At 38.3% G+C, this 20,366-nt stretch carries 12 protein-coding genes; 5 read left to right on the forward strand and 7 right to left on the reverse strand.

The features are described from left to right. Positions 1 to 300: 300 nt before the first annotated feature. From BI350_RS15155 to BI350_RS15170, 4 genes are read right to left on the reverse strand one after another with little or no spacing between them, the layout of a single operon-like run. Positions 301 to 4,710, reverse strand: coding sequence for a coiled-coil domain-containing protein (locus BI350_RS15155; protein WP_075528910.1), 4,410 nt, complete (start codon positions 4,708 to 4,710; stop codon positions 301 to 303). Continuing rightward, the gene (locus tag BI350_RS15160; RefSeq protein ID WP_075528911.1) at positions 4,697 to 5,437 is read right to left on the reverse strand and encodes a DUF6063 family protein; all 741 of its coding nucleotides are present in this window, start codon (positions 5,435 to 5,437) and stop codon (positions 4,697 to 4,699) included. Before BI350_RS15160 ends, BI350_RS15155 begins: the two co-directional genes overlap by 14 nt. After that, the gene (locus tag BI350_RS15165) at positions 5,427 to 6,947 is read right to left on the reverse strand and encodes a hypothetical protein (protein ID WP_075528912.1); all 1,521 of its coding nucleotides are present in this window, start codon (positions 6,945 to 6,947) and stop codon (positions 5,427 to 5,429) included. Before BI350_RS15165 ends, BI350_RS15160 begins: the two co-directional genes overlap by 11 nt. After that, a complete protein-coding gene (locus BI350_RS15170; protein WP_075528913.1) occupies positions 6,920 to 7,948 on the reverse strand; it encodes a Wadjet anti-phage system protein JetD domain-containing protein in 1,029 nt (342 codons plus the stop codon). Before BI350_RS15170 ends, BI350_RS15165 begins: the two co-directional genes overlap by 28 nt. Before the next feature lie 524 nt (positions 7,949 to 8,472). On the opposite strand from BI350_RS15170, the gene BI350_RS15175 reads away from it, so the two are divergent. The 3 genes from BI350_RS15175 (at position 8,473) to BI350_RS15185 (ending at position 11,891) form a co-directional block, all read left to right on the forward strand. After that, entirely contained in the window at positions 8,473 to 8,883 is a 411-nt protein-coding gene (locus tag BI350_RS15175) for an alpha/beta fold hydrolase (RefSeq protein ID WP_075528914.1), read from the forward strand. An 828-nt stretch (positions 8,884 to 9,711) separates the two neighbouring features. Beyond that, positions 9,712 to 10,638 (forward strand): polyisoprenyl-teichoic acid--peptidoglycan teichoic acid transferase TagU, encoded by a 927-nt coding sequence (gene tagU / locus BI350_RS15180; RefSeq protein WP_075528915.1) that lies wholly within the window; start codon positions 9,712 to 9,714, stop codon positions 10,636 to 10,638. 188 nt (positions 10,639 to 10,826) lie between these two features. Next, on the forward strand, positions 10,827 to 11,891 hold the full coding sequence (locus tag BI350_RS15185; protein ID WP_075528916.1) for a C40 family peptidase: 1,065 nt from the start codon (positions 10,827 to 10,829) through the stop codon (positions 11,889 to 11,891). Positions 11,892 to 11,991: 100 nt separating this feature from the next. On the opposite strand, the gene BI350_RS15190 is transcribed toward BI350_RS15185, so the two are convergent. Both BI350_RS15190 and BI350_RS15195 read right to left on the reverse strand, forming a co-directional pair. After that, positions 11,992 to 12,894, reverse strand: coding sequence for an accessory Sec system S-layer assembly protein (locus BI350_RS15190; RefSeq protein WP_075528917.1), 903 nt, complete (start codon positions 12,892 to 12,894; stop codon positions 11,992 to 11,994). A 214-nt stretch (positions 12,895 to 13,108) separates the two neighbouring features. Further along, entirely contained in the window at positions 13,109 to 14,251 is a 1,143-nt protein-coding gene (locus tag BI350_RS15195) for a polysaccharide pyruvyl transferase family protein (protein WP_075528918.1), read from the reverse strand. 711 nt (positions 14,252 to 14,962) lie between these two features. On the opposite strand from BI350_RS15195, the gene BI350_RS15200 reads away from it, so the two are divergent. Then, positions 14,963 to 15,883: a C40 family peptidase gene (locus BI350_RS15200; RefSeq protein WP_245698270.1), complete on the forward strand. Its 921-nt coding sequence runs from the start codon at positions 14,963 to 14,965 to the stop codon at positions 15,881 to 15,883. A gap of 113 nt (positions 15,884 to 15,996) precedes the next feature. Further along, on the forward strand, positions 15,997 to 17,856 hold the full coding sequence (locus tag BI350_RS15205; RefSeq protein WP_082295116.1) for an N-acetylmuramoyl-L-alanine amidase: 1,860 nt from the start codon (positions 15,997 to 15,999) through the stop codon (positions 17,854 to 17,856). A 71-nt stretch (positions 17,857 to 17,927) separates the two neighbouring features. Here BI350_RS15205 and BI350_RS15210 read toward each other — a convergent pair whose 3' ends face one another. Continuing rightward, on the reverse strand, positions 17,928 to 20,258 hold the full coding sequence (locus tag BI350_RS15210) for a CotH kinase family protein (RefSeq protein WP_075528920.1): 2,331 nt from the start codon (positions 20,256 to 20,258) through the stop codon (positions 17,928 to 17,930). Positions 20,259 to 20,366 lie beyond the last annotated feature (108 nt).

Here is a 20,366-nt window from a genome sequence, read left to right on the forward strand (position 1 = left end):
AGGTACCTGAAATTAGTAATACCATTGGGAAAGGAGCTTATTTGTTCGAAATCGAAAAAATAAGCTCCTTTTTAATTTTATTCTGGCTTACACCTATAAAAAGTGCGCGTTTTTCAGTGGCCTCCATTTTAGAAAAGGGGCCTTCAATATACTCATTTTCTTTTTCTACCCTACTTCTCGGAGTAACAATCAGCCGAAGAACTAACTGTTACTACCAAGCGCGAAATAGCCCTTGAAACGTAATCTAATCCAGGAAAATATTTGTTATTACATAATAATTTATATCGCTCGCCTCCGCGATTAATCCAATAAAGTTAATTGCTCACTTTCTCCAATTCGATCAAAGGCCGCCGGGTCATGATCTTGGAAGTAAGCGGCATTCACCGTTTTTTCTTTTGTCATAATCATCTTTTCAGAATGACGTGTGTTGCGCAGACGGCAACTGTAAATAACTGGGAAATAATCACGTAGAAATTTTCCCTCCGCATGTGCAGTAAGGGCAATAATTTGAAAACCTAACTTTTCGGCTATAAAAAACACAGGGCTTAATACATGTTCACTTGATGCCTTGCCGAATGGATTATCGAGCACGACTGCACGATTTCGCTTCATCGATGTATTTAGAAGTTTTTTCTTTTCCGCTACGTAATTAAGCAGTCCAAGGAAAAGTGTCATGTTTTTGCTCCATTTTTCTCCGCCGGACCACTCATTGGATTCTCGCCAGGAAAAGGATCTGGATGTTGCTTCATTGTCATTTGTTACTTTACGGCATGATACTTTCATATCACCATTTTGCAAGACGACTCGAAGTAGCTGCGGTGTCTCAAACCATTTCTCAATGTCCGTTCGTATTTTTCCATTGTTCACTTTACCGTCCGGGTTGATATAACGTGAATGTTCAATCCATTCGAGAATTTCACCAATATAGGCACGGAGCCTCGCAAGCCCCTCTTTCTCTTCCCAATCCGTAATTCGGAAATTATAAATTCGCTTCGGCCCTGAACTAAAGTTAATGCGTGTTTTCCCAGGAATGACATTCAGTTCCCGGACGACAGTTCTTACATGTTCATTCATATGCGTAACGAAATGCTCTAATTGTTCATCGTGACTGCGGATACTTTCTTCGTGAATCCGAATAATACTATTCATTTTCTTTCGTATATTTTGTTGAAATTCAACAAGATCCTTATAGCTGCGCTTATATTCCAGACCTTGAAATAAATTATCACGCATCTTGGCATCTGACATATTTCTACGGACATACGTATTAAAATCATGTCGGTAATTGGTCACCCGATCAATTTCTTCTTTTACCTCGTCATTCGCTTTCTTCATGTTCACTGTTACACGATGGACCAAGCTAAGTGGATTATACGTAAATTCATTTGCATCAGACTCTGTTAATTGCACTTCTTCAATTGAAGCTGAGTTAAAATGATGCGCTTCTACAAATCGATCAAGTTCATAAAGTGCACGTTCAAACTTCTGGAACTCATGATTCAACCGATTTAGCTCGATTAAATAAACCTTTTCTTGTTCATTTAAATTCTCCGCTGCTGTTTGCAGCATATTTTCAACGACATGGAGAGGCTCAGTAAATTGAGTCACTTCCACTTCCGAATGATTTCTCTCGAAGTTCTCTTTGAGTTCCTTCAATTGGAATGCAATAATTGCAACTTTCTTTTCTTGACCCTGAAATGCTTCCGCGGCTTTTTTTTGTTGCTCACTTTCAATTTTTTCAAGATGACGCGCTTTATCAATTTCGGTATCCCAATTATCTTGAAAATCAATGTCCTCAAAATCATTCCAGTCCATTTGAATTCTTTTGATTTCCACTTTTGCTTCATTTAGTCTTTCCCGCGCATTGGCCATCTTTGTTTCCAATTCGCTGCGTGATTCTGAAATTTGATTCAATGAACGTGAAATGGATTCAGCATTTTCTTTTAGCAATTCAATCGTTTTGTCAGTAAATAGAGGAGGTAAATCCTTCACACTAGAATAATAAGGGTCGCGTCGTAACAATTCCATTTCCATGTTTATCGAAGCTATCCTGTTATGCATTGCATTTCTTTCATCCTCATAACTTTTTTGTCGTTGCTCGGATCTTCGTACATTACGACTATTTCTTTCTAGGTCAAGTTGGATACTGACTGCCCCTTCTTTTAACTGAACCACTTCACTTGCTTCACTTTCATGTCGCTGCCCATCTGCAATTCGGCGTTCAAGGTTATTGAGTTCGTCTTTCATTAAAGAAATTTGCTGCTCAATTGAAGTGATTCTGCCATCAACTTCGTCTAATTCCTTTTCTGAACGTTGGAGCAGCCTTTCATTTAATTGCAACTGATCTTTTAATTTTTGTTCATATTCCTCTGTCTCTTTTAAAACCTCATACGGAAATTCATCGAAAAATTTATTGTAAGAACGATATGCACGTTCCCATATTTTTAACTTCTCTTCCACTTTCCTTCGTTCCCCCGTAATTCGATTCGCCTCTATTTGAAGGGATTCTTTCCACGTATCAAAAGAAGTTGTATGAACATTCTCTTTCCAATAAAGTGGAAGAATTGCATCATGACTTCCCTTTTGACTGCCATCGGTTAATGCTTTCGCTTCCTGTAAATCAATGACATGGACAGGATAGAGAAGTTTTTCCTGCACAGCTTCAATTTTTTCAATGAGCGTCAACTTCTTATCCGCAGTAGTAATAAGCGTCACTGGCCAGTAAGGAAAACGGCGAAGTTGTTCTTCGATTGACAAATCCAACCCATTTAAATATCTAATCCCTGTGTCTATTAACCCAATGCGATTCGCCCATCGATGAAGCTGCTGTTCCATAAATGGATCGGCGAAGAAGATGTCTTGATCCATATAATCATCGATAAAACGATAAGCGAGCCTTTCTGCTAAATGTTTTTCTTCCTTTTCCTCTCGCATCCGTTCAATGTTTCGAATTAGATCTTGTTCTACGGAACTTTGCTTCAAATAAAGGGAATCAATTCGGCTTAGGCTAAAACTTAACTGTGCGAGTTCTTCCTTTTGCATTGCATGCGCATCCTTCATTCGCTTTACATCCACTTCGACTTTCGCAAGGGCAATCGAGTCGTTTTTTATTGCTTCTTGGATGCTGTCTCTTTTCTCTTTCACGTCAATTCGTGAATGGCGTAGCTGTTTAATGTTATTTTGCAATTCAACGATTGATTCATCGACTTCCGTTTGCCTTTGAATCCATTGCGGAAGCCGGGCTTCCACTGTTTCTTGTTCTGTATTCGATAAAATCATTTGCCGAATTTTTCGCATTGATTCTTCAAGCGACTGAATGAATGTTTCTTTTTCCGTCTTCTTTTTTTCAAGATCGATTTGCTGTTGCCGCAGCCGCTTCCTTTCTTCAGTGCAGGCGATGAGTTCATTTTCTATCGGGCGTAATTCATAGGTAAGTTCTAAGATTCCCTTTTCCATTTTTTCTTGTTGCTCTGTAAAATATCCGCTTAATTCGCGGTAAACCGTATGTAAATCATCCGAAAGGTCAGAGGTCCCTGACTCCTCGTCATGCTTCTCGATTTCGTCTTCAAAATGGGAGGCTAGTTCCGTTTGCACGCGGATATTCGTTTTCTGTTGTGCAAACATCAACGAATAATATCTCTTTTTCAAACGATGGATGTTTTCTTGGATGCGATCCCTTTCTTCTTCCAACTCTTGTAATTGGTCCTGTTCTACTTTTAGTTCTTCTTCTTTCTTTCGAATGAGAAAAGCATCTTGACGGGCCTCAAGTGCTTCCTTCTCTATCTTGAGCGCTTCAACCATCTGTTCAAGGTGAGCGATTTCTTGTTCCGTCTCTCTGCAGAGGTTCTTCGCAAGTACGTACACTCCTTTTGTCACCGCTTTACTTTTTTCGTATCGTTCCTCTTTTTTATAAAGAACCTCATTTGCGTTCACATAAGCGGTGAGTTCTCCTTCAATTGCTTCATACTCCGCAATTTGTGCACGTAACTCTTTATACAATTTAAAGCTTTTTTGCCGTTCTTCAAATATATCGGCGAATCGGTTTTGATCAAACCCTGCAATCGACTTTTCAACGGTTGGGATTAGGAGTCGGTCATATAAATGCCGTTCAGTCTTACAACTGTCAAAAAAACGTTCAATGCCTCCTTCGTCCTGATTAATCGTTACAATACTATCCCACTCATCCGAAATAATATGGTATTTTTCCTCCAAAAAGTGCCTGTATGATTTGATTGTTTCAAACGTCTGGGCAAGAGGAGACTGTTGAACCATTTTTTTATAGTAATCATTAATTTCAAAACGTTCAGCTGGTCGTTTTCCGTCATCCCGTGCAAAGGGAATCATTTCAATTCCATTCGCATCACTTGCACCATATTCATACACATACCGGTAAGAATCGACTTTGTTATCACTGATGAAAAGACTTACCGCTGTCACGACATACCTTCTCGGCCGATCAGAATGAATCCACTCGATGGCAATATGCGCAGGACCTTCCAATTTCAAAGTATCCCGTATTTTGCGCTCGCCTAAATTCGTATGTGGAATAACTGCCTGTAACAACGTCTGAATGAGTACCGTTTTACCGCCGCCATTTTCAAGAACAAGCGCACCGTTATACCCATCGAATTTAAACAAATCATCATTATAACGTTTCTGACCGTCTTCATATACGACATTTGTCAATCGAATTTGGCTAATTGTCGGCATCTACATCCCCCTGTTCTGTTTCATAAATAAATTCAAAAATACCTTTATTATATTCCAAATCCATAAAGTACTTTTGAATAATCGTTTTCGCTTTTTCGGTCAGTGTCACTTCCATATTCCCAATTTCCTTGACTAGTTGCTGGTCAATTAAAAACCTTTTCACTCCGTCAATAAAACTCATCCGACTAATTGTATTTCCAGTTTGCCTTTTCGCACTTTCCCGGAGATCATCCATCGCATCCCACTTTTCAATAATCAGTGTCCAATTATAGGAAAACTCTTGCTCTTCTTTTTTCAACGTTTCTTCATCATGTTCTTTTAAAGCTTCAATTTTATCGTGTACTTCCCGAACCCAATCCTCTAGGCGAATAAAATCTCGTGTCGTTTCTGTCGATTGATAGCTGTCATAGAAAAAACCAAACAAAATAAGGGTTGCAAAATAGAGTAAGTAAATATCGGCATTCACCGCACGACTTGAAAAATACGTTCTTTTCAAATAATCATTACTTACATGAAAAGGCGATAACCTCGTTTCTGGAATTAGAAACAATTCACTGCCAACAGGGATATTGACACAAGAAACTTCTTTCGCAAATAAATCCAATAAATCCCGTACATCATCATCTGCTTTATACAACGTTGACCAATCCGAACCAACAACTCCATCACGTGCCAAATCCAAGTATAACTTAAAGGCTGAAACTACCTTTTCCTCACTATAACGCATCTTCATGCACCTCCTCCGCTATTGAAAATGTCATGTTTTGAATCGTATAACGCGGTGTTGCTTGAATGATTTCCCGATCCTCCAAAACTGTTAAGACATCATTTTTTAGCGGTTTAAATGCCTCATGAAAAGACCTATTTTGTTCATCTTGATCCAATGATTCATCACCATAACGAATAGGAGAACGTTGATGAATATATAGCCAAAAGTGATAAAATGTACGTTCTTCAAGATATTTTCCCTCCGCATTGCCTCTCATTCCATCAATCACTTCTGCCAACGAATGAATCCCCTTATTTGCTGCCTTCATGAGTAAGCTCATATAAACAGTAAAATGTTCTTTTAACAGTTGCTCGTCTTCACGATCTAACTGGTGTTCATCCACTTGCATAAACGTGTCTTCCATCGGATCTTCACGGTCATTTCTAAAATTTTGCGCTTCCAGCACCGTAAGCGGTGACCAAATTTCAGCATATGGCAGTTTGAAAAAAGGATGCAAAACCCCTTTCATCGTTTCTAGCGGCAATGGTTTATTCACAATGGGCAGCACTATATCTTGCTTAAAATTAAATGCCTCAACCCCCATGTAATAAAGCGATTGCTGTGCCGCCAAGAGCGTATCATTAATGAGTATCTGGCTTTCTGTTAGCAATTTGGAATGTTCATTATGTACACTTTCAAGCTCTGTCGTTATTGAAAGAATATAACGATACGCTTTCGGTTCTTCTAAATGATAATCTTTTTCAAACAACCTTGTCCGCGTTTCATGAACAAAATTTTCAAGTTCAATAAATTCTTCATTTTCCCGAGTCAGTCGAAAGCGAATGTCCTCCAGCAACTTTTTATAGCGCTCAAACGTATCTTCAGAAACAATATTACGAAGGACTTCATGCTTTAATTTTGTCATCCGATCTCTTAACGTTTCGACATTGACACGCATCTCGTTAATTTGTCTAAGTGCGCTGCCATACTCTCCTTTCTCCAATTGCTTCCGAATCATTAACTGGTTAATAGATAACTGATACTCACTATAAAATTCTTTCGTCGCAAAGATAAGTTCAATCCCATCTTCATCAAGCGTATAAAACTGCCTTCCTGTGTCACTATCAAATCCATTATCCTTCAATATTGAAAAGGTAATCGTTTCATCGTCGCCTGTATCCCAATTATAAAATTCAACCTCTCGTCTTTTTCCGCCAGGCGGTCGAAATGCCTCAACAAGTTTCGTTGCAATTGTCTCCCCTTGCTTCGCCCCAAGCGCATATTTTCCGGAAGTAACATGACTGATATAGTGAGCAAGTTCAAGTTTTCCTACCTGATTGCTTCGTAAAATTTTATGTTCAAAAAAGAAGAGCAATGTCAAAAGACCAAGCCCATGCATATCAATCCGAGCTCGGTTCATATCCTCATCTCTGCCGCGCTTTAATTCATGTAAAACATCGAATAATGCGAGTCTTCGCACCCTGTCTTTATAGCCCTCCGTTAAGCCTTTCCATTCATGATATTCCATGACCAGTTCCTCCAAATCTCTCTCAGTTCAGAAGACTTTAACACTTCTTGCGGATAATAATGTCCATCCTCAAGTAACGATTCAACTTTTGGACCACACGGCATTGCGGTAACAAAGTTCTCAATCGCCTTTATATCCTTACGCTGATTTGTTTTTCCTTTAAAAGGCGATTTGCTTAAACAAGCCTCATAAAACGGAGTCGCCGGAATGACTTGCCGTTTTTCATTCAACGAATTCCAAATGGTTATGCCTGATCTGTCAATATCTCCAAAATAATAAAAAGTATGATTGGCTTTCTGTATCGGGAATTGCCAGTCGAATTGCTCAATACTTTTTACAATTTTATTCCCGGAACCGTAAATAAGCGTGGAAAAAACCGTTTCCGATAAAATCGGCAACAGTGCCTGATACGTCGTTTTATTTTCAACGATGAGGTGAAATTGCTGCGGATTCATCACTATTTTGACATTAAATGCCATCATGAGCGGATCTGATACTGGAACAATTTTCATCACATTCCACAGTCCGATTCTCTCCAACACCTCACGTCCCCCGCCCTCATCAATCCACTTCTCATCTCCAACAAGCGCTGCGCTTCTTTCCGGAGCCGGGACAGATTCCTGCGGAAATCCGACTTCAGTTAAGTATGTTTGAATACGTTCAATGAATGGAAGATCATTTAAAAATATTTCAGGCGGCATTGAATAATAACAATCCAATCGAATCGCACTATGAAACTGTGAAGTATAACGATGAAGTTCTACGTGAAAATCTGCTTGAAGCTTTGATTTGTTTATTCGATACCGATAGGCAACTGATGGCGTGCGGGTAGTTTGACCAGCAGATTTCACCGGTTGAAGTATGTTTTCTTCTTCCAACTTTAGGATATCGGCCGCCAGCTCTTCAAAACGCTGCCCATTTCCATGAAATAAAACCGATAACTCCTCTAATGTAATTGTTACTTTTGACCTCAATGTGAGTTGATTCAATTGCTTGTCCAATTTAAATCCCCCCCTACTTTCGTACCTAATCCTAGTATAGCGAAAATTATCATTCTTTGCGATGGGGAGTGTGTAGGTATAAGGTGGAATGAATATATCTAGTAAACCTTCATTCCCGTCCATAAAACGAACAATTCCATCGGCAGCTTCTGGCGACAGGCACTGCCCCTGTCTTCTCCGTATGCATTAACCCTATTATACTACTTCAGAACTTGATTCGCTGTAATCACAACACCCGCGCACGTCTAAATGACGAATAAACCCGAATCCCCGCCTAAAAAGCGTCTTGGCAATTTCCAAAGCGAAATCAATGACACGTATCAAAAGCAATCATAACACCGTGCTACATCACTTCTTTTCCTGACGTACAAATTTAGCAATCCTTTTCGTAACTCTGCTTGTGTGAGTGTTAGCGAATGTGGCGCTGAATGTTCTCAAACAGACTACCTTTCCCATTGTTTATGTTGTATGATAATGATAAATAACTAACTCAAATGAACTATCGAAGGAAGTAGTCCAAAAGAATGAGGTGTCATAGTCTGGTTCAACAGGGGTGGTTAGATGGTTTATTCTATGAAGTAAGAGGGCAAGGTGAAACCATTTTATTATTGCATGGTATTGGTGGAAGCCATACGATGTTTAAGCCCCAGGTGACGAGTTTATCAAAACATTATAAAACAGTTACCGTTGACTTAAATGGAAACGGGAATTCAGAATCCGTCAAAACTAAAAGTTATCTTACTACTCATATTAAGTGTATTTTAGCTCTAATGGATCATTTAAAAATTAAAAGAGCCATCTTAGTAGGATTGTCTTACGGCGGAATTATTACTCAGTTATTTGCGATTATACATCCCGATAAAGTGAAGAAAATGAAAATGATTCTCATCGACACATACAGCCGTATCCAACCCAAAAATCTATATGAATTATGAAAAAGAAAAGAAAAGAAAACAAAGCAAGCTAACGCACAATTATGTGCTGAACGAAAAATGGGGGCTTGACCACTGGCACCCAGTATTCTGCAAGCGAGAGATTAAGTTCTAAAGTACGTTCTCTAATTATAATAAATTTATGAGTTCGGTCTATTATTCGAGTAGCGGCCCCCTTCTCTATTGCTATTTTATGGGGCTTTATTCTTTTCAAAAGAATGATTACAGTAAAATGTACCGATTAGTAAATCCGTAAGAATAATAGAACTCCTTACCTCCAAGTACTCATACGAATATGGTTGAAAATCAAATTCGCCAGAGTCCGCTAACGATTTGGCTTGGTTCCAAAAGTGACGCCCCATCCACAGCTTATACAATCCCATTAAACTGATAGTTCTTTCATAATCTATATAAATTTCTTCTATATAATTTATTTTCAGCACTTAGGTATAATACAACTAAAGGTATACAGTTTATAAGATATTATTCTATTAACCATTTTTAGGGGTACAAAACGGAAAAAAAATTGGCCCCTTCTATAAAACCCGTTGAAAGTTGCTCAGGAATCCAAATGCACTTTTCGCTAAGTGGTGAAAAGGATGAAACTTAATGATGATCGCAAACGTCTTTTCTCCATGGCTGGATATTTACATGAAACATTTCAATATATAATCTGTTAATCGGAAAAAACATATTAAGATTCGCTTCAACTTGTATAAACCTAATCAATTTATTCACGAAGAAATAATGTTTTTATTATATTACGTAATAGTGCTGTAAACTGAAGGCTTTAACTTTTTATTTAATTGCCAAAAGATGGAGGAAAAATAAATGAACAGAACAAATAGAAGAAAAAAGAAAAAATGGCCGTGGATTGTTGGAATTCCAACTGTTTTAATCCTAGGTGCAGTTGTATACGGTTTGTTCATTTACATGGATTTCACAAAAACCGTGAAAGAAATCCACGAACCAATTGACAGAGAGGTATCGGACAAGCGAGAAGTGCCAATTGCTTTCAAAAAGCAAGATCCTTTTTCAGTGCTGATTTTAGGAGTCGATGAACGGGAAGGAGATTCTGGACGTTCTGACACAATGATCGTGTTAACTGTAAATCCCGAAACAAACTCAACAAAAATGGTTAGCATCCCTCGTGATACGTACACTGAAATGGTCGGCCGCGGATTTAAGGATAAACTGAATCATGCCTACGCATTCGGTGGCATCGAAATGGCGATGGATTCTGTTGAAAACTTACTCGACATTCCAATTGACTACGTCGTTCAAGTGAATATGGACAGTTTTAAAGATATCGTCGATGCAGTTGGAGGCGTGACGATTAACAACACACTGAATTTCAGAGAAGGTAATTATTCATTTCCAAAAGGCAATATCCATCTTAATGGGGACGAGGCTTTAGCATTTGTCCGTATGCGCTACGAAGATCCGCGCGGTGACTTCGGTCGACAAGATCGACAAAAACAAGTAATTCAAGCCGTCCTTCGCGAAGGCGCATCTGTGAACAGTTTATTGAATTATAAAAGCATTTTCGGTGCCATTAGCAACAACATCCGCACAAATATGACATTCGATGAAATGGTTGATGTGCAGAAAAACTATCGGAATGCTACGGGAAATATCGAACAGCTCTATATTGAGAAAGGTTCCGGACAGAAGATGAATGGAATTTGGTATTATATGATGAACAGCGATGAATTAAGAGGAATTCACGATGAACTGAAAGAACATCTGGAATTGTAAGATTCGGGGTTGCGCGTGTTGCAACCCCGAATCTTTTTGTTTTCAAAACACAGAAGTATTGGGCGACGATCCCAAAATATTTTTCAAACTATTCAAACCCCTAGTTGTCTAAAGTTGGCAAATTGATTATACTAGATTCATAGAGTATCGGTTTGTGTCCATTATTTAATCTAAAGGAGAAAATATAAATGAAAAAAATTGCTTTTTCGGTAGTGGCAACTGGGTCACTAGCGTTTTTTGTTGGAACAGGCGATGCGGAAGCGAGTTCTTACCAGGTAAAAGCCGGAGATTCCCTTTGGAAAATTGCTTCGTCGAATCAAGTATCTGTGGCTGACATAAAAAAGTGGAATGGGCTCACGTCGGATGTCATTTATCCGAATCAGGTACTTCAAGTTAATTCAACGGCAAGTGTGCCGGTGAAACAAACTGAGTCGAGGCCGAGTGCAACCCCAACAACAACTTCTACATATACAGTGAAATCCGGTGACACTTTGTCACAAATTGCACAACGACATAACACGACGGTCGGTGCGATTCAGAGATTGAATAATATTACAGGTCACTTAATTTTCGCTGGACAGCAATTAAAAGTGAGTGGCACGTCGCCGCAAACTTCTACAAACACCAGACCATCAAGCACTCCACCAACAACGGCGGTGCCAAGTGCATCGACAGGATCTCATACAGTCGTAAGAGGAGATACATTATCTGGAATTGCCCATCAACATGGCATTACAGTAACACAGCTGCAAAATTGGAATAATATCCAGTCGCACCTGATTTACGTTGGACAAGTTTTAAAAGTTGAAAATACAGTCGTTGCACCGCAAAAAAATCCACCAGCAATCAGCACGGCTCCGCCACCTGCCCAAGCTGCAACCGGGTCAGTGAAATCGGTCATTCATACGGCGATGCCTTTGCAAGGAACACCATATACTTGGGGCGGTTCTACACCAAATGGTTTTGATTGTAGCGGTTTTATTTATTATGTTTACAGTCAAGCCGGTGTTGATGTTCCACGGACAAATACTGTCGGATTTGACGCGCGTACTTATGAAGTGGACAAGCCTCAAGTTGGCGATTTAGTCTTCTTCAAGAATACGTATACTACGGGCATTTCCCATGCAGGAATTTATATTGGAGATAATAAATTTATTCACGCTGGCGGAGACCGTGTACAAGTGACGAGTTTATCAGATCCTTATTGGAGTAAGCATTTTGATAGTTTTAAGCGATTGTACGCGATGAATTAATCTTGTAGAAAGCTCTCCCATTTCGGGAGAGCTTTTTTCATATCTGTCTAAAAAACCTAACAAAAAAGCTATCCTTCCAAAAAAGGATAGCCTTCCATCATTATGCATTTTGCTGTGGAACGCGGATAATCCATCTAGATAAATCAGCGTCAGTTTTTTGAACCATTTCTTTAGGATAAATAAACGTCCACGGCTTTGTCGTGTTCGCTTTTACCGAAAACTGGTCGAGTTTAAATGAACCGCGTGCAACAAGATCACCATTCGCGTCAATCAACTCAAGCGGCAATTGTTCGATATTAATTTCTTTTGAGTGACCATTTCGGATAAAGATTGATGCAGCAAGGCTACCGTTTTCTTCCGTTTTCACTTGAAAACCGCTAATATTTACTTCACGCGGCTTTAATTTAGGAAGGCCTTCTACTACCTTTTCCAAACTATCTTTTTGCTCTTTGGTTAAGCCTTCTTCCCATGACTTTTCCAAGTCTAAACGATGCGGCACCATCGATTGGACATTGAAAGCAAGCTTCCAATTTTCCGCAGGAGGTTCATCCGCTAATAAATTATCTTTCTTAAATTCGAATATCCATGGACGTGCACTTTTTGCAGGAATATCGCCTAATTCGCTCAAATCGAACTCCTGTGAAGCAAGAAGTTTCTCATTTTCATCCAGTAGCATCAGCTCTACCGTACCAATCTGAATCGTTTGGTCCAATGAAGAACGGAAAAATGCTTTAACAAGCCAACTGCCATTCGCTGGTTCAACATCTACATCAATGCCTGACAATGAAATTTGGTTCGGCTTTAGTGGATCAAGATCATTGGATAGAAAACGAAACACATATTGCTGTTCTTGTGGAATATTCCATGAAGGATGTAACGATAACGCCGTTTCGATTTCATTTTCTCCTGATGATTTCGTAGCTTCCGGAGCAATTTCTTGTGAATCAACAGTACTATCTTTGCCTGTTTTTTCCGTTTTTCTAAAAAAAGATAAAAAGTTCATAAAAGTTGTTCCTCCAATTACTATAAGATTTATGGTAAGAATTCTATATTAAAATAAACTTATCAGTGTCCATTAATATTTCTAGTTTAACAAAAAGACGAAGGAACTACTAGCGTATGTGTGTTTAATGATTTATCCTTCCCTCGAGTGGTCATTCAGCTATATTTTTAAAAAACGGCGACACGCCCCTATATCGTATCGCCGCTTTCTATCATCATTTCCTTAAAGAAATAAATTGCTTCATGCCTAGTCTTGCTGATTCATTCATTCGTTCAGCAAGTAAATCTGCTTCTTTTAATTTGTCGCTCCACTGTTCGTCCATTGACGCCACAATCTCAAGTATTGCATCGCTTTGTTTGGTGAGGCTTTCAATTTGAATCGTCCTGTCCCCCATATCCACCATATCCATAAAATCCGCAACTTTATGATGGTAAGAAATTGCCATAACAGGAGTTTTTGCATTCACTGCAAGATAGACTGAGTGCAACCTCGTGCCAATTAACATGTCTTGCTCTGCACTAATTTTAATAATATCTTCCGGTGATAAATTCTCTTTATTTACTGTGACTCGATCTTTGTTTTGCATACGATTATAAACATCAATCGTTACGTCTACATCATGCGGGTACTTTGTTGAAAAAAGGTTTATATTGACATCTTTAGCTTCTAATAAAGCATCGAGATTATCCGCCATTCCTTGTACGTAACTGTCGTATTTAATATCATTTGCTTCCGGCCAATACGCAAGATTGTAATACGGTACGACCGTGACACCGATATTACCAATACGGTCCTTTGACTTCTCCTTTACATGAGAAGGCAGAGCAAATGAAGGGTCCCCGACAATTTGGACATCTTTACGAACCCCTATTTTCCTTAATAAGTCTCTCGATTTCGGATCACGAACCGAAGCACTTTCTGCACCATTCACTAGCTTTCTAATGAAAAACTTCCCCATTGTTGACGTAATCGGGCCAGCACCGCAGCCATATACGATATAAGGTACTTTTCCGCGTTTAGCCATATAGCCGTAAGAACCAAAAAGTTGGGCTTCACGGTTATAGAAGTCCATTAAAATACCTCCGCCGCCTATTATGAGCATATCAAGTCCACGTACAATCGAAGAGTTTTTTCGTACAGTTTCGATTGCCGTCATAATAGCGGAAGAACGTTTATAATATAAAGGAGCTGATTCTACTCCAAAACGATTAGATGTTTGAGGAGGATTGTTACTAAAAACGACAATATCACTTGTTGTAATATTGTAATGCGCGATTACTTGTTCAATAATCCCCGCTAGTATTGCCTCGTCCCCATTATTATTATTTCCGTAATTCCCAACGATGCCAATTTTCATTAATTTTCTTCCTTTTTTATAACGATTATCATAGTGAACTATTATAACACATAATGTCTGAATATAAGACATGAAACCCATTGAATTAATCAACTGAACTCGTAGTGTGTCATAATCGCGCTACCTAGAAATCGTTCTACAAATTGATTTGATGTATCACTTTTTCATGTTATTACATTTTCTAGATATCCATTGTAAAACGATATTAATTCTTATCGCCTTCTATATTTTGGACAAGCCACGGACCATTTGCAAGCCTAATCTCTCACTTGTCCACGACTTGCTGTCGCACACTTCTATTTTTATGTATTGGGATTTCCTTCTCTATTTACGACGTCTAGAGCTATCGAAAGTTCCCTTCCCCAAAATTAATTGCTGAAAAAAGGATTATTTCATCCCCATATGAACATTGTTTCTACAAGTCTAGTCTTTTATCTCTTTTTTCACAAGGATACCAACAATATTAAACATTCTTTTCCACTCATATATTACAAGATTGTTACAAAAGGTTACCGTTTTAAAAACCCCTATATAAAGCCGTTTCTGGCGAATTAAAGTAGGTGATGCACCTTTATTCTATTACAATGACTATAAATATATGCATATCGTTACTTACTTGTAATATAACTGTAACTTAAAAGTAAGTTTAGCTATGTTAAGATTGTCTCAGACAAAAGTAAACAATACATACCAAATATAGAAGATTTAAGTTTGAAAGGGGAAATTGAGAAAATCATGAAACGTTTCTTATTTATGCTTTTGGCGTGCCTTGTCATTTCAGTGGCCGGAACGTCAACTGCCTCAGCAAGCACTTTCGATTCTTTATATAAATCCGCCAGTTCGTATCTCGGTGTACCTTATAAATACGGCGGTACCACATCAAGTGGTTTTGATTGCTCTGGTTTTACACAAGCGGTTTTTAAAAATAATGGCATTTCTATTCCCAGAACAACAGGTCAACAATACGCAACTGGACAAGCTGTTTCTAAGAGCAATTTACAAGCTGGAGACCTAGTATTTTTCAAAACTGGCAAAAGTGGCGTTTCCCATGTTGGGATTTATATCGGAAGCAATAACTTTATCCATGCTTCGACAAGCAAAGGTGTAATGATTTCGTCAATTAACGACCCATACTACTGGGGATCACGTTACGTTGGAGCTAAACGAGTGAAAGATTTCTCTGCTCCGCCAAAAGTAGTACAGAAACCAGCGGCACCAAAGCCAGACCCTTATCCTTCAAGAGTTGATATTGCAGTAACACTTTCAGAGAAACTTGGATTATCGGCAACTGGCAATACATCAATTTTTAAAGATATTTCAAATAATCATCCTGAAATCTCTTCAATTGCTGCGGTTGCAGAAGCAGGTATTTTCACAGGCAATAATGGTGCATTTATGCCCGAAGGAAAATTAACACGTGCCCAACTAGCAAAAGTACTAGTAGAGGCATTCGGACTTGAAGGTCGCACAGCTACTAATTTCAATGATGTTCCAAATAATCACTGGGCAACAGAATATATAGAAATCTTATATCATAACAATATTACAACTGGTTATTTAAATGGAGACTTTGGCTTAAACGATTATGTCACAAAAGGACAATTCCAAAAGTTTATTGATCGAATTAAATAATTCTCCAATTAGGACAAGCTAAGGGGTTCCATAATCGGAACTCCTTTTTCAATAAAATAATATGCTCTTCACATTATTAATTTGGTAAACTATTAATTAAGGAGGAAAGAATAATGAAAAAGATTTTGCAAATTGCTTTTAGCTTTGTACTGCTACTATTTCTAGCATACCCGACCCCAGCCAATGCAAACATATCTTTCGCTGATGTAAACAAATCAGACGAATTTTATGAAGAAGTACATTACATAGCAAACCGGGGAATCATTTCAGGATACTCAGAAAATGGAAAACAGCTTTATAAGCCGCGAAATAACGTGACGCGGGCCCAAGCTTCTAAAATGTTAGTCATTGCGACTAATAATGAAAGTCAAAACGGTAGCAACGTCACTTTGAGAGATGTAGTGCCTGGATCTGAACAGGATTATTACATTAGGAAAGCCATTGCACTTGGCTATTTTAAACCAAATTCAGATGGCAGTTTCAAACCGAATGAGTTTGTTAAACGTTCTGAATTAGGGACAGCTTTGGCAATTGCTTTTAAATTAAATGAATCTGTCACACTATCAAAACCGCTTTACTTTAATGATATTAAAAGGACAGATAATTACGCTGCACATATCAATGGACTCTATTATGCTGGTGTTTCTAGAGGGAATCAGGGTTCATATAAACCAAATAGTTTATTAACCCGAAGTCATTTTGCATTATTTGTTGCTCGTGCGATGGAGAGCAAATTCAAGTTATCCGCTTCAAATCCACAACCAACAATCATTGGTTCCGGAAAATCGAAGGTGAATAATTTAAATGTACGGACAAGCCCTTCAACAAGCAGTGGGACAGTTGTTGGACAACTAAACCAAGGCGAGCAATTTGATGTGATTGATGTACATAGCAATTGGGTGGAAATCAAGTATTATAATCGTCCGGCATTTATTTCAAAAGCAAAAGAGTATGTAGAGTTTTTAGATGCTGATTCAAAACCGGTCGGTGCCCCTACTCACTTAGTCAAAGTTAAAACTGGCAGTCTTACACTTAACATCCGAACGCTCCCTTCCATAAATGGAGCCATTATCGGTACATTAAAAGACTCGGAAGTCGTTGAAGTATATGGCGAAAAAAATGGTTGGCTGTTAATCAGGCACAATGATATCCCAGGGTATATTAGTGCTAGTTACACTGAGATAGTAAACGCGCCAAGTCCTGGCGATAGTACGCCTACCGGTAAACTGCTAGGAAAAGTTACCGTGAGCAGTTTGAACGTTCGCTCTGGGACTGGCACAAGCCACCCTGTAATCGATACGTTAACACGTGGACAAAAAGTGGAAGTAGCAGCGTTAAATGGTTATTGGGCAACCATTAAATTTAACGGAAAAACAGGTTACGTTCATAAATCATATTTAAAACTATTAAATCAATCCGCCTCCCCGCTTAAAGATCGGATTATCGTAATTGATGCCGGTCACGGCGGATCTGACCCGGGTGCATCGGGGAACGGTATTGTTGAAAAACACCTTACACTAGACGTTGCAAAACGCGTTGAGGCAAAACTGAATAGAGCAGGTGCAAAAGTGCTGATGACGCGTTCAGGCGACACTTTCCCTTCTCTGGAACAGAGAACAGAATTCGCCAAAACAAATTTCGCTGAAGTTTTTGTATCTATCCATGGAAATGCATTCACACCTTCAGCACATGGTGCGGAAGTTTTCTACGATAAATCAACAAATCCAAATGGCGATGAAAGCCGTATTCTGGCACAATATATTCAAAACAACATTGTGAGAATGACAGGCATGTACGACCGTGGCGTTAAGGATGCTAAATTCTATGTGATTAGATACAACAACGTTGCATCTGTATTAGTTGAACTCGGTTTCATGACAAACAAATCTGACGCTGAAAAACTTAAAAATAATCCAGATATTTTCGCAGAAGCAATCTATCAGGGGCTCGTTCAATACTACTCTGCTGAATAAGTCCTTAAATCGAAGATAATATCGCAAAAGCAGCTTACTTCTTTATTAAAAAGAAGTAAGCTGCTTTTTAGTTATTTTTCAATTGATGATTCAATGTTTTCTAATTCATCATCTGTATAGCCAAATGTCTCTTTTAAATGTTTACGAATGAGAGTTGGTCGTTCATCTGCAAAGCGATGGAGTAATTCAATATTATCTTCCCATACCTCTATAGATTCAATATTTTCCCAGCGTTCAATCATATGTGGCATTTCTGGTCGTATTTTCGCTGCAAGTTCATCTATCTTATCGTGGACATGTTCAGGTTTAAAGTTTTCATTTAACAACGAGAGCATGATCCCTGCAAATCGATCTTTCAACGCTTGATTCTCCATTAATAACCTAAACAGTTCAACAGATTCCTTATCACTTAGCATGTCCTCCAACATATTATAAGTGATTGGATCGCCTTCAGCTCCAAGGAGTCCATAACCCATTCCCCAGTCTAAATCGAAGAGCATCCAACGCCATCTTCCATCATGTCCTAAAGGCGCGTTCGGAACATAGTCTGTCCGTTTACGCCATACTGTCATATTATTACTAAAAGAATCGGTATTTCCGTAATAGACTTCATAAGCAACGTATTCTAAAAAGTTATTAATATCCATTTGTGTATCGACATATTCGACATGCTTGAGTTGTGTCATATCATTCGAACGGATATAGTCTAGCATGTTGACATAATGAAGCCGATCTTTTTCTTTACCTGCATCCATTACGAATCTTTTTTCTGCTTTTTTAGCTACAGACATCATGACTAAATCTGAGTTTTTCACATTATATTTAATATCTATATAATCCTCCGAAAACTTCTCGCGAATATTATGAATGCCCCAATACTCACCGTTTAAAAGTACAATTGCAGGTTTATAAGCTTGTACATCAATCCCGCGGTCTTTTACAAGTTCATGCATTAAGCCATCTCTCATCATCGTTGAGTCACTGTCATTTCCTGAATTTCGCAAAACGAGCAGATTAAATTCATGATACGGAAGCTCGTCAAATATTTTGGCATAAATTCGACTTTGTCCATAATCACTACGCGGATAAATCCTTAAGCTTTTTTGCGGTAAAACACGTGTGTAAGAACCATTTATGCGCAATCCAACCGTTTGTCGAAAACTGAGTTCGCCATCCTCATGAAAGTATTCCATAGTACTTTCTTTTTCATGTTGTCGCCCTTTTTGATAATAATTCCCTGTACGAATATAGCCGTCTTCAAACATATTTCCAGGTATATAAATGCCACCGTCTTCATCGAAAAAATCTTTCGGCTGTACAACTAATGAGATGATTGGTAAATTACGATTCACCAAATCTTCGTCTAAAATGTATGTTTGGGATATCGACTCGCTAAACTCCCCTTTTATATAGGATGCAGCCGTCACAGTAATCGCTTTTTTTACATCTTCTGGTTCAAATGAAAAACCATCCCTCAATGGCGATGTTTTATGATTAGCATTTATCGGTTGCTCAAGCATGAGCTCTTTAGATATTTCGATTGGCCCTGTATACTTATTTGCCTTTATTGTTGGTTTAGAACCATCAAGCGTATAGTAAATTTGGTGATATTCAGCTGTTCTTAACTCCAATTCAAAGGGCTCTGTGTAAATTCCGCTTTGAACCCGAAACGTTGGCTTTGGAATTGGTATTTCAAAATCAAACTCATCCAACGAATCTAGTTTATCCTCGAGTAAATATAAATCAGAAATATCATTTCCAGTCAGGTAAAGTCTCTTCTCCAACTGTAAGTTTTCAATTGGTTGAACAGATTGAATTTGATTATTTTGTGCATTTAAATCCGTTAATGTCAGCATATGTGCTAACGGTTCTAATGACCTGATTTGGTTACCTCTTATATTTAACTTTTCTAAATGACTTAAAGCTGTTAATGGTGTTAAATCAACAACATTATTTGCTCGTACATTTAAATTTTTTAGCATTGGAAGTTGCTTAATAAACTCAATTTCAACTAAACGATTGGCCTCTAAGTCTAGCTTTTCAATATGTTCACTAGCCAATTCCAATTCCGACAATTGGTTAAAGCTTAAGTCCACGATCGTTAAATACTCTAATTCAGCAAGTGGCCTTGCATCCGTTAATAGGTTTCCACTTAAGTTAAGTTCTTTTAAATTTGTAAATGCTTCAAGTCCTTGAATAGACGTCAAATTCTTATTTGATAAATCCAGTACTTCAATCGATTGGAGTAAACGTTTAGAAACATTTTCGGTCTTAAATTCATCTTTTACATGTTGCTCTATCATTGGGTCGATATCCACTCCTTTATCAGCAACATAATAAAATCCTCCCCAAAATAAACTGATAACAATAATAATTATTGATATATATACGGTTTTCCTCATTTTTCCTCCCTTAAAACTGCAAAAACATAGTCATCTATAGTATACTATATTAAATGTCTGAATAGTTATCTAAGTTTAGTTTGGTTGCATTTTCTATTGGGGAGGTAT

It is taken from the genome of Sporosarcina ureilytica (assembly GCF_001753205.1).
Lineage (GTDB): Bacteria > Bacillota > Bacilli > Bacillales_A > Planococcaceae > Sporosarcina > Sporosarcina ureilytica.

What these genes read in the sequence shown, in the direction of transcription:
- BI350_RS15155 (WP_075528910.1), bottom strand. Translation starts at nt 4,710, where the DNA reads ATGCCGACAATTAGCCAAATTCGATTGACAAATGTCGTATATGAAGAC.
- BI350_RS15160 (WP_075528911.1), bottom strand. Translation starts at nt 5,437, where the DNA reads ATGCGTTATAGTGAGGAAAAGGTAGTTTCAGCCTTTAAGTTATACTTG.
- BI350_RS15165 (WP_075528912.1), bottom strand. Translation starts at nt 6,947, where the DNA reads ATGGAATATCATGAATGGAAAGGCTTAACGGAGGGCTATAAAGACAGG.
- BI350_RS15175 (WP_075528914.1), top strand. Translation starts at nt 8,473, where the DNA reads ATGAGGTGTCATAGTCTGGTTCAACAGGGGTGGTTAGATGGTTTATTC.
- tagU (WP_075528915.1), top strand. Translation starts at nt 9,712, where the DNA reads ATGAACAGAACAAATAGAAGAAAAAAGAAAAAATGGCCGTGGATTGTT.
- BI350_RS15185 (WP_075528916.1), top strand. Translation starts at nt 10,827, where the DNA reads ATGAAAAAAATTGCTTTTTCGGTAGTGGCAACTGGGTCACTAGCGTTT.
- BI350_RS15190 (WP_075528917.1), bottom strand. Translation starts at nt 12,894, where the DNA reads ATGAACTTTTTATCTTTTTTTAGAAAAACGGAAAAAACAGGCAAAGAT.
- BI350_RS15195 (WP_075528918.1), bottom strand. Translation starts at nt 14,251, where the DNA reads ATGAAAATTGGCATCGTTGGGAATTACGGAAATAATAATAATGGGGAC.
- BI350_RS15205 (WP_082295116.1), top strand. Translation starts at nt 15,997, where the DNA reads ATGAAAAAGATTTTGCAAATTGCTTTTAGCTTTGTACTGCTACTATTT.
- BI350_RS15210 (WP_075528920.1), bottom strand. Translation starts at nt 20,258, where the DNA reads ATGAGGAAAACCGTATATATATCAATAATTATTATTGTTATCAGTTTA.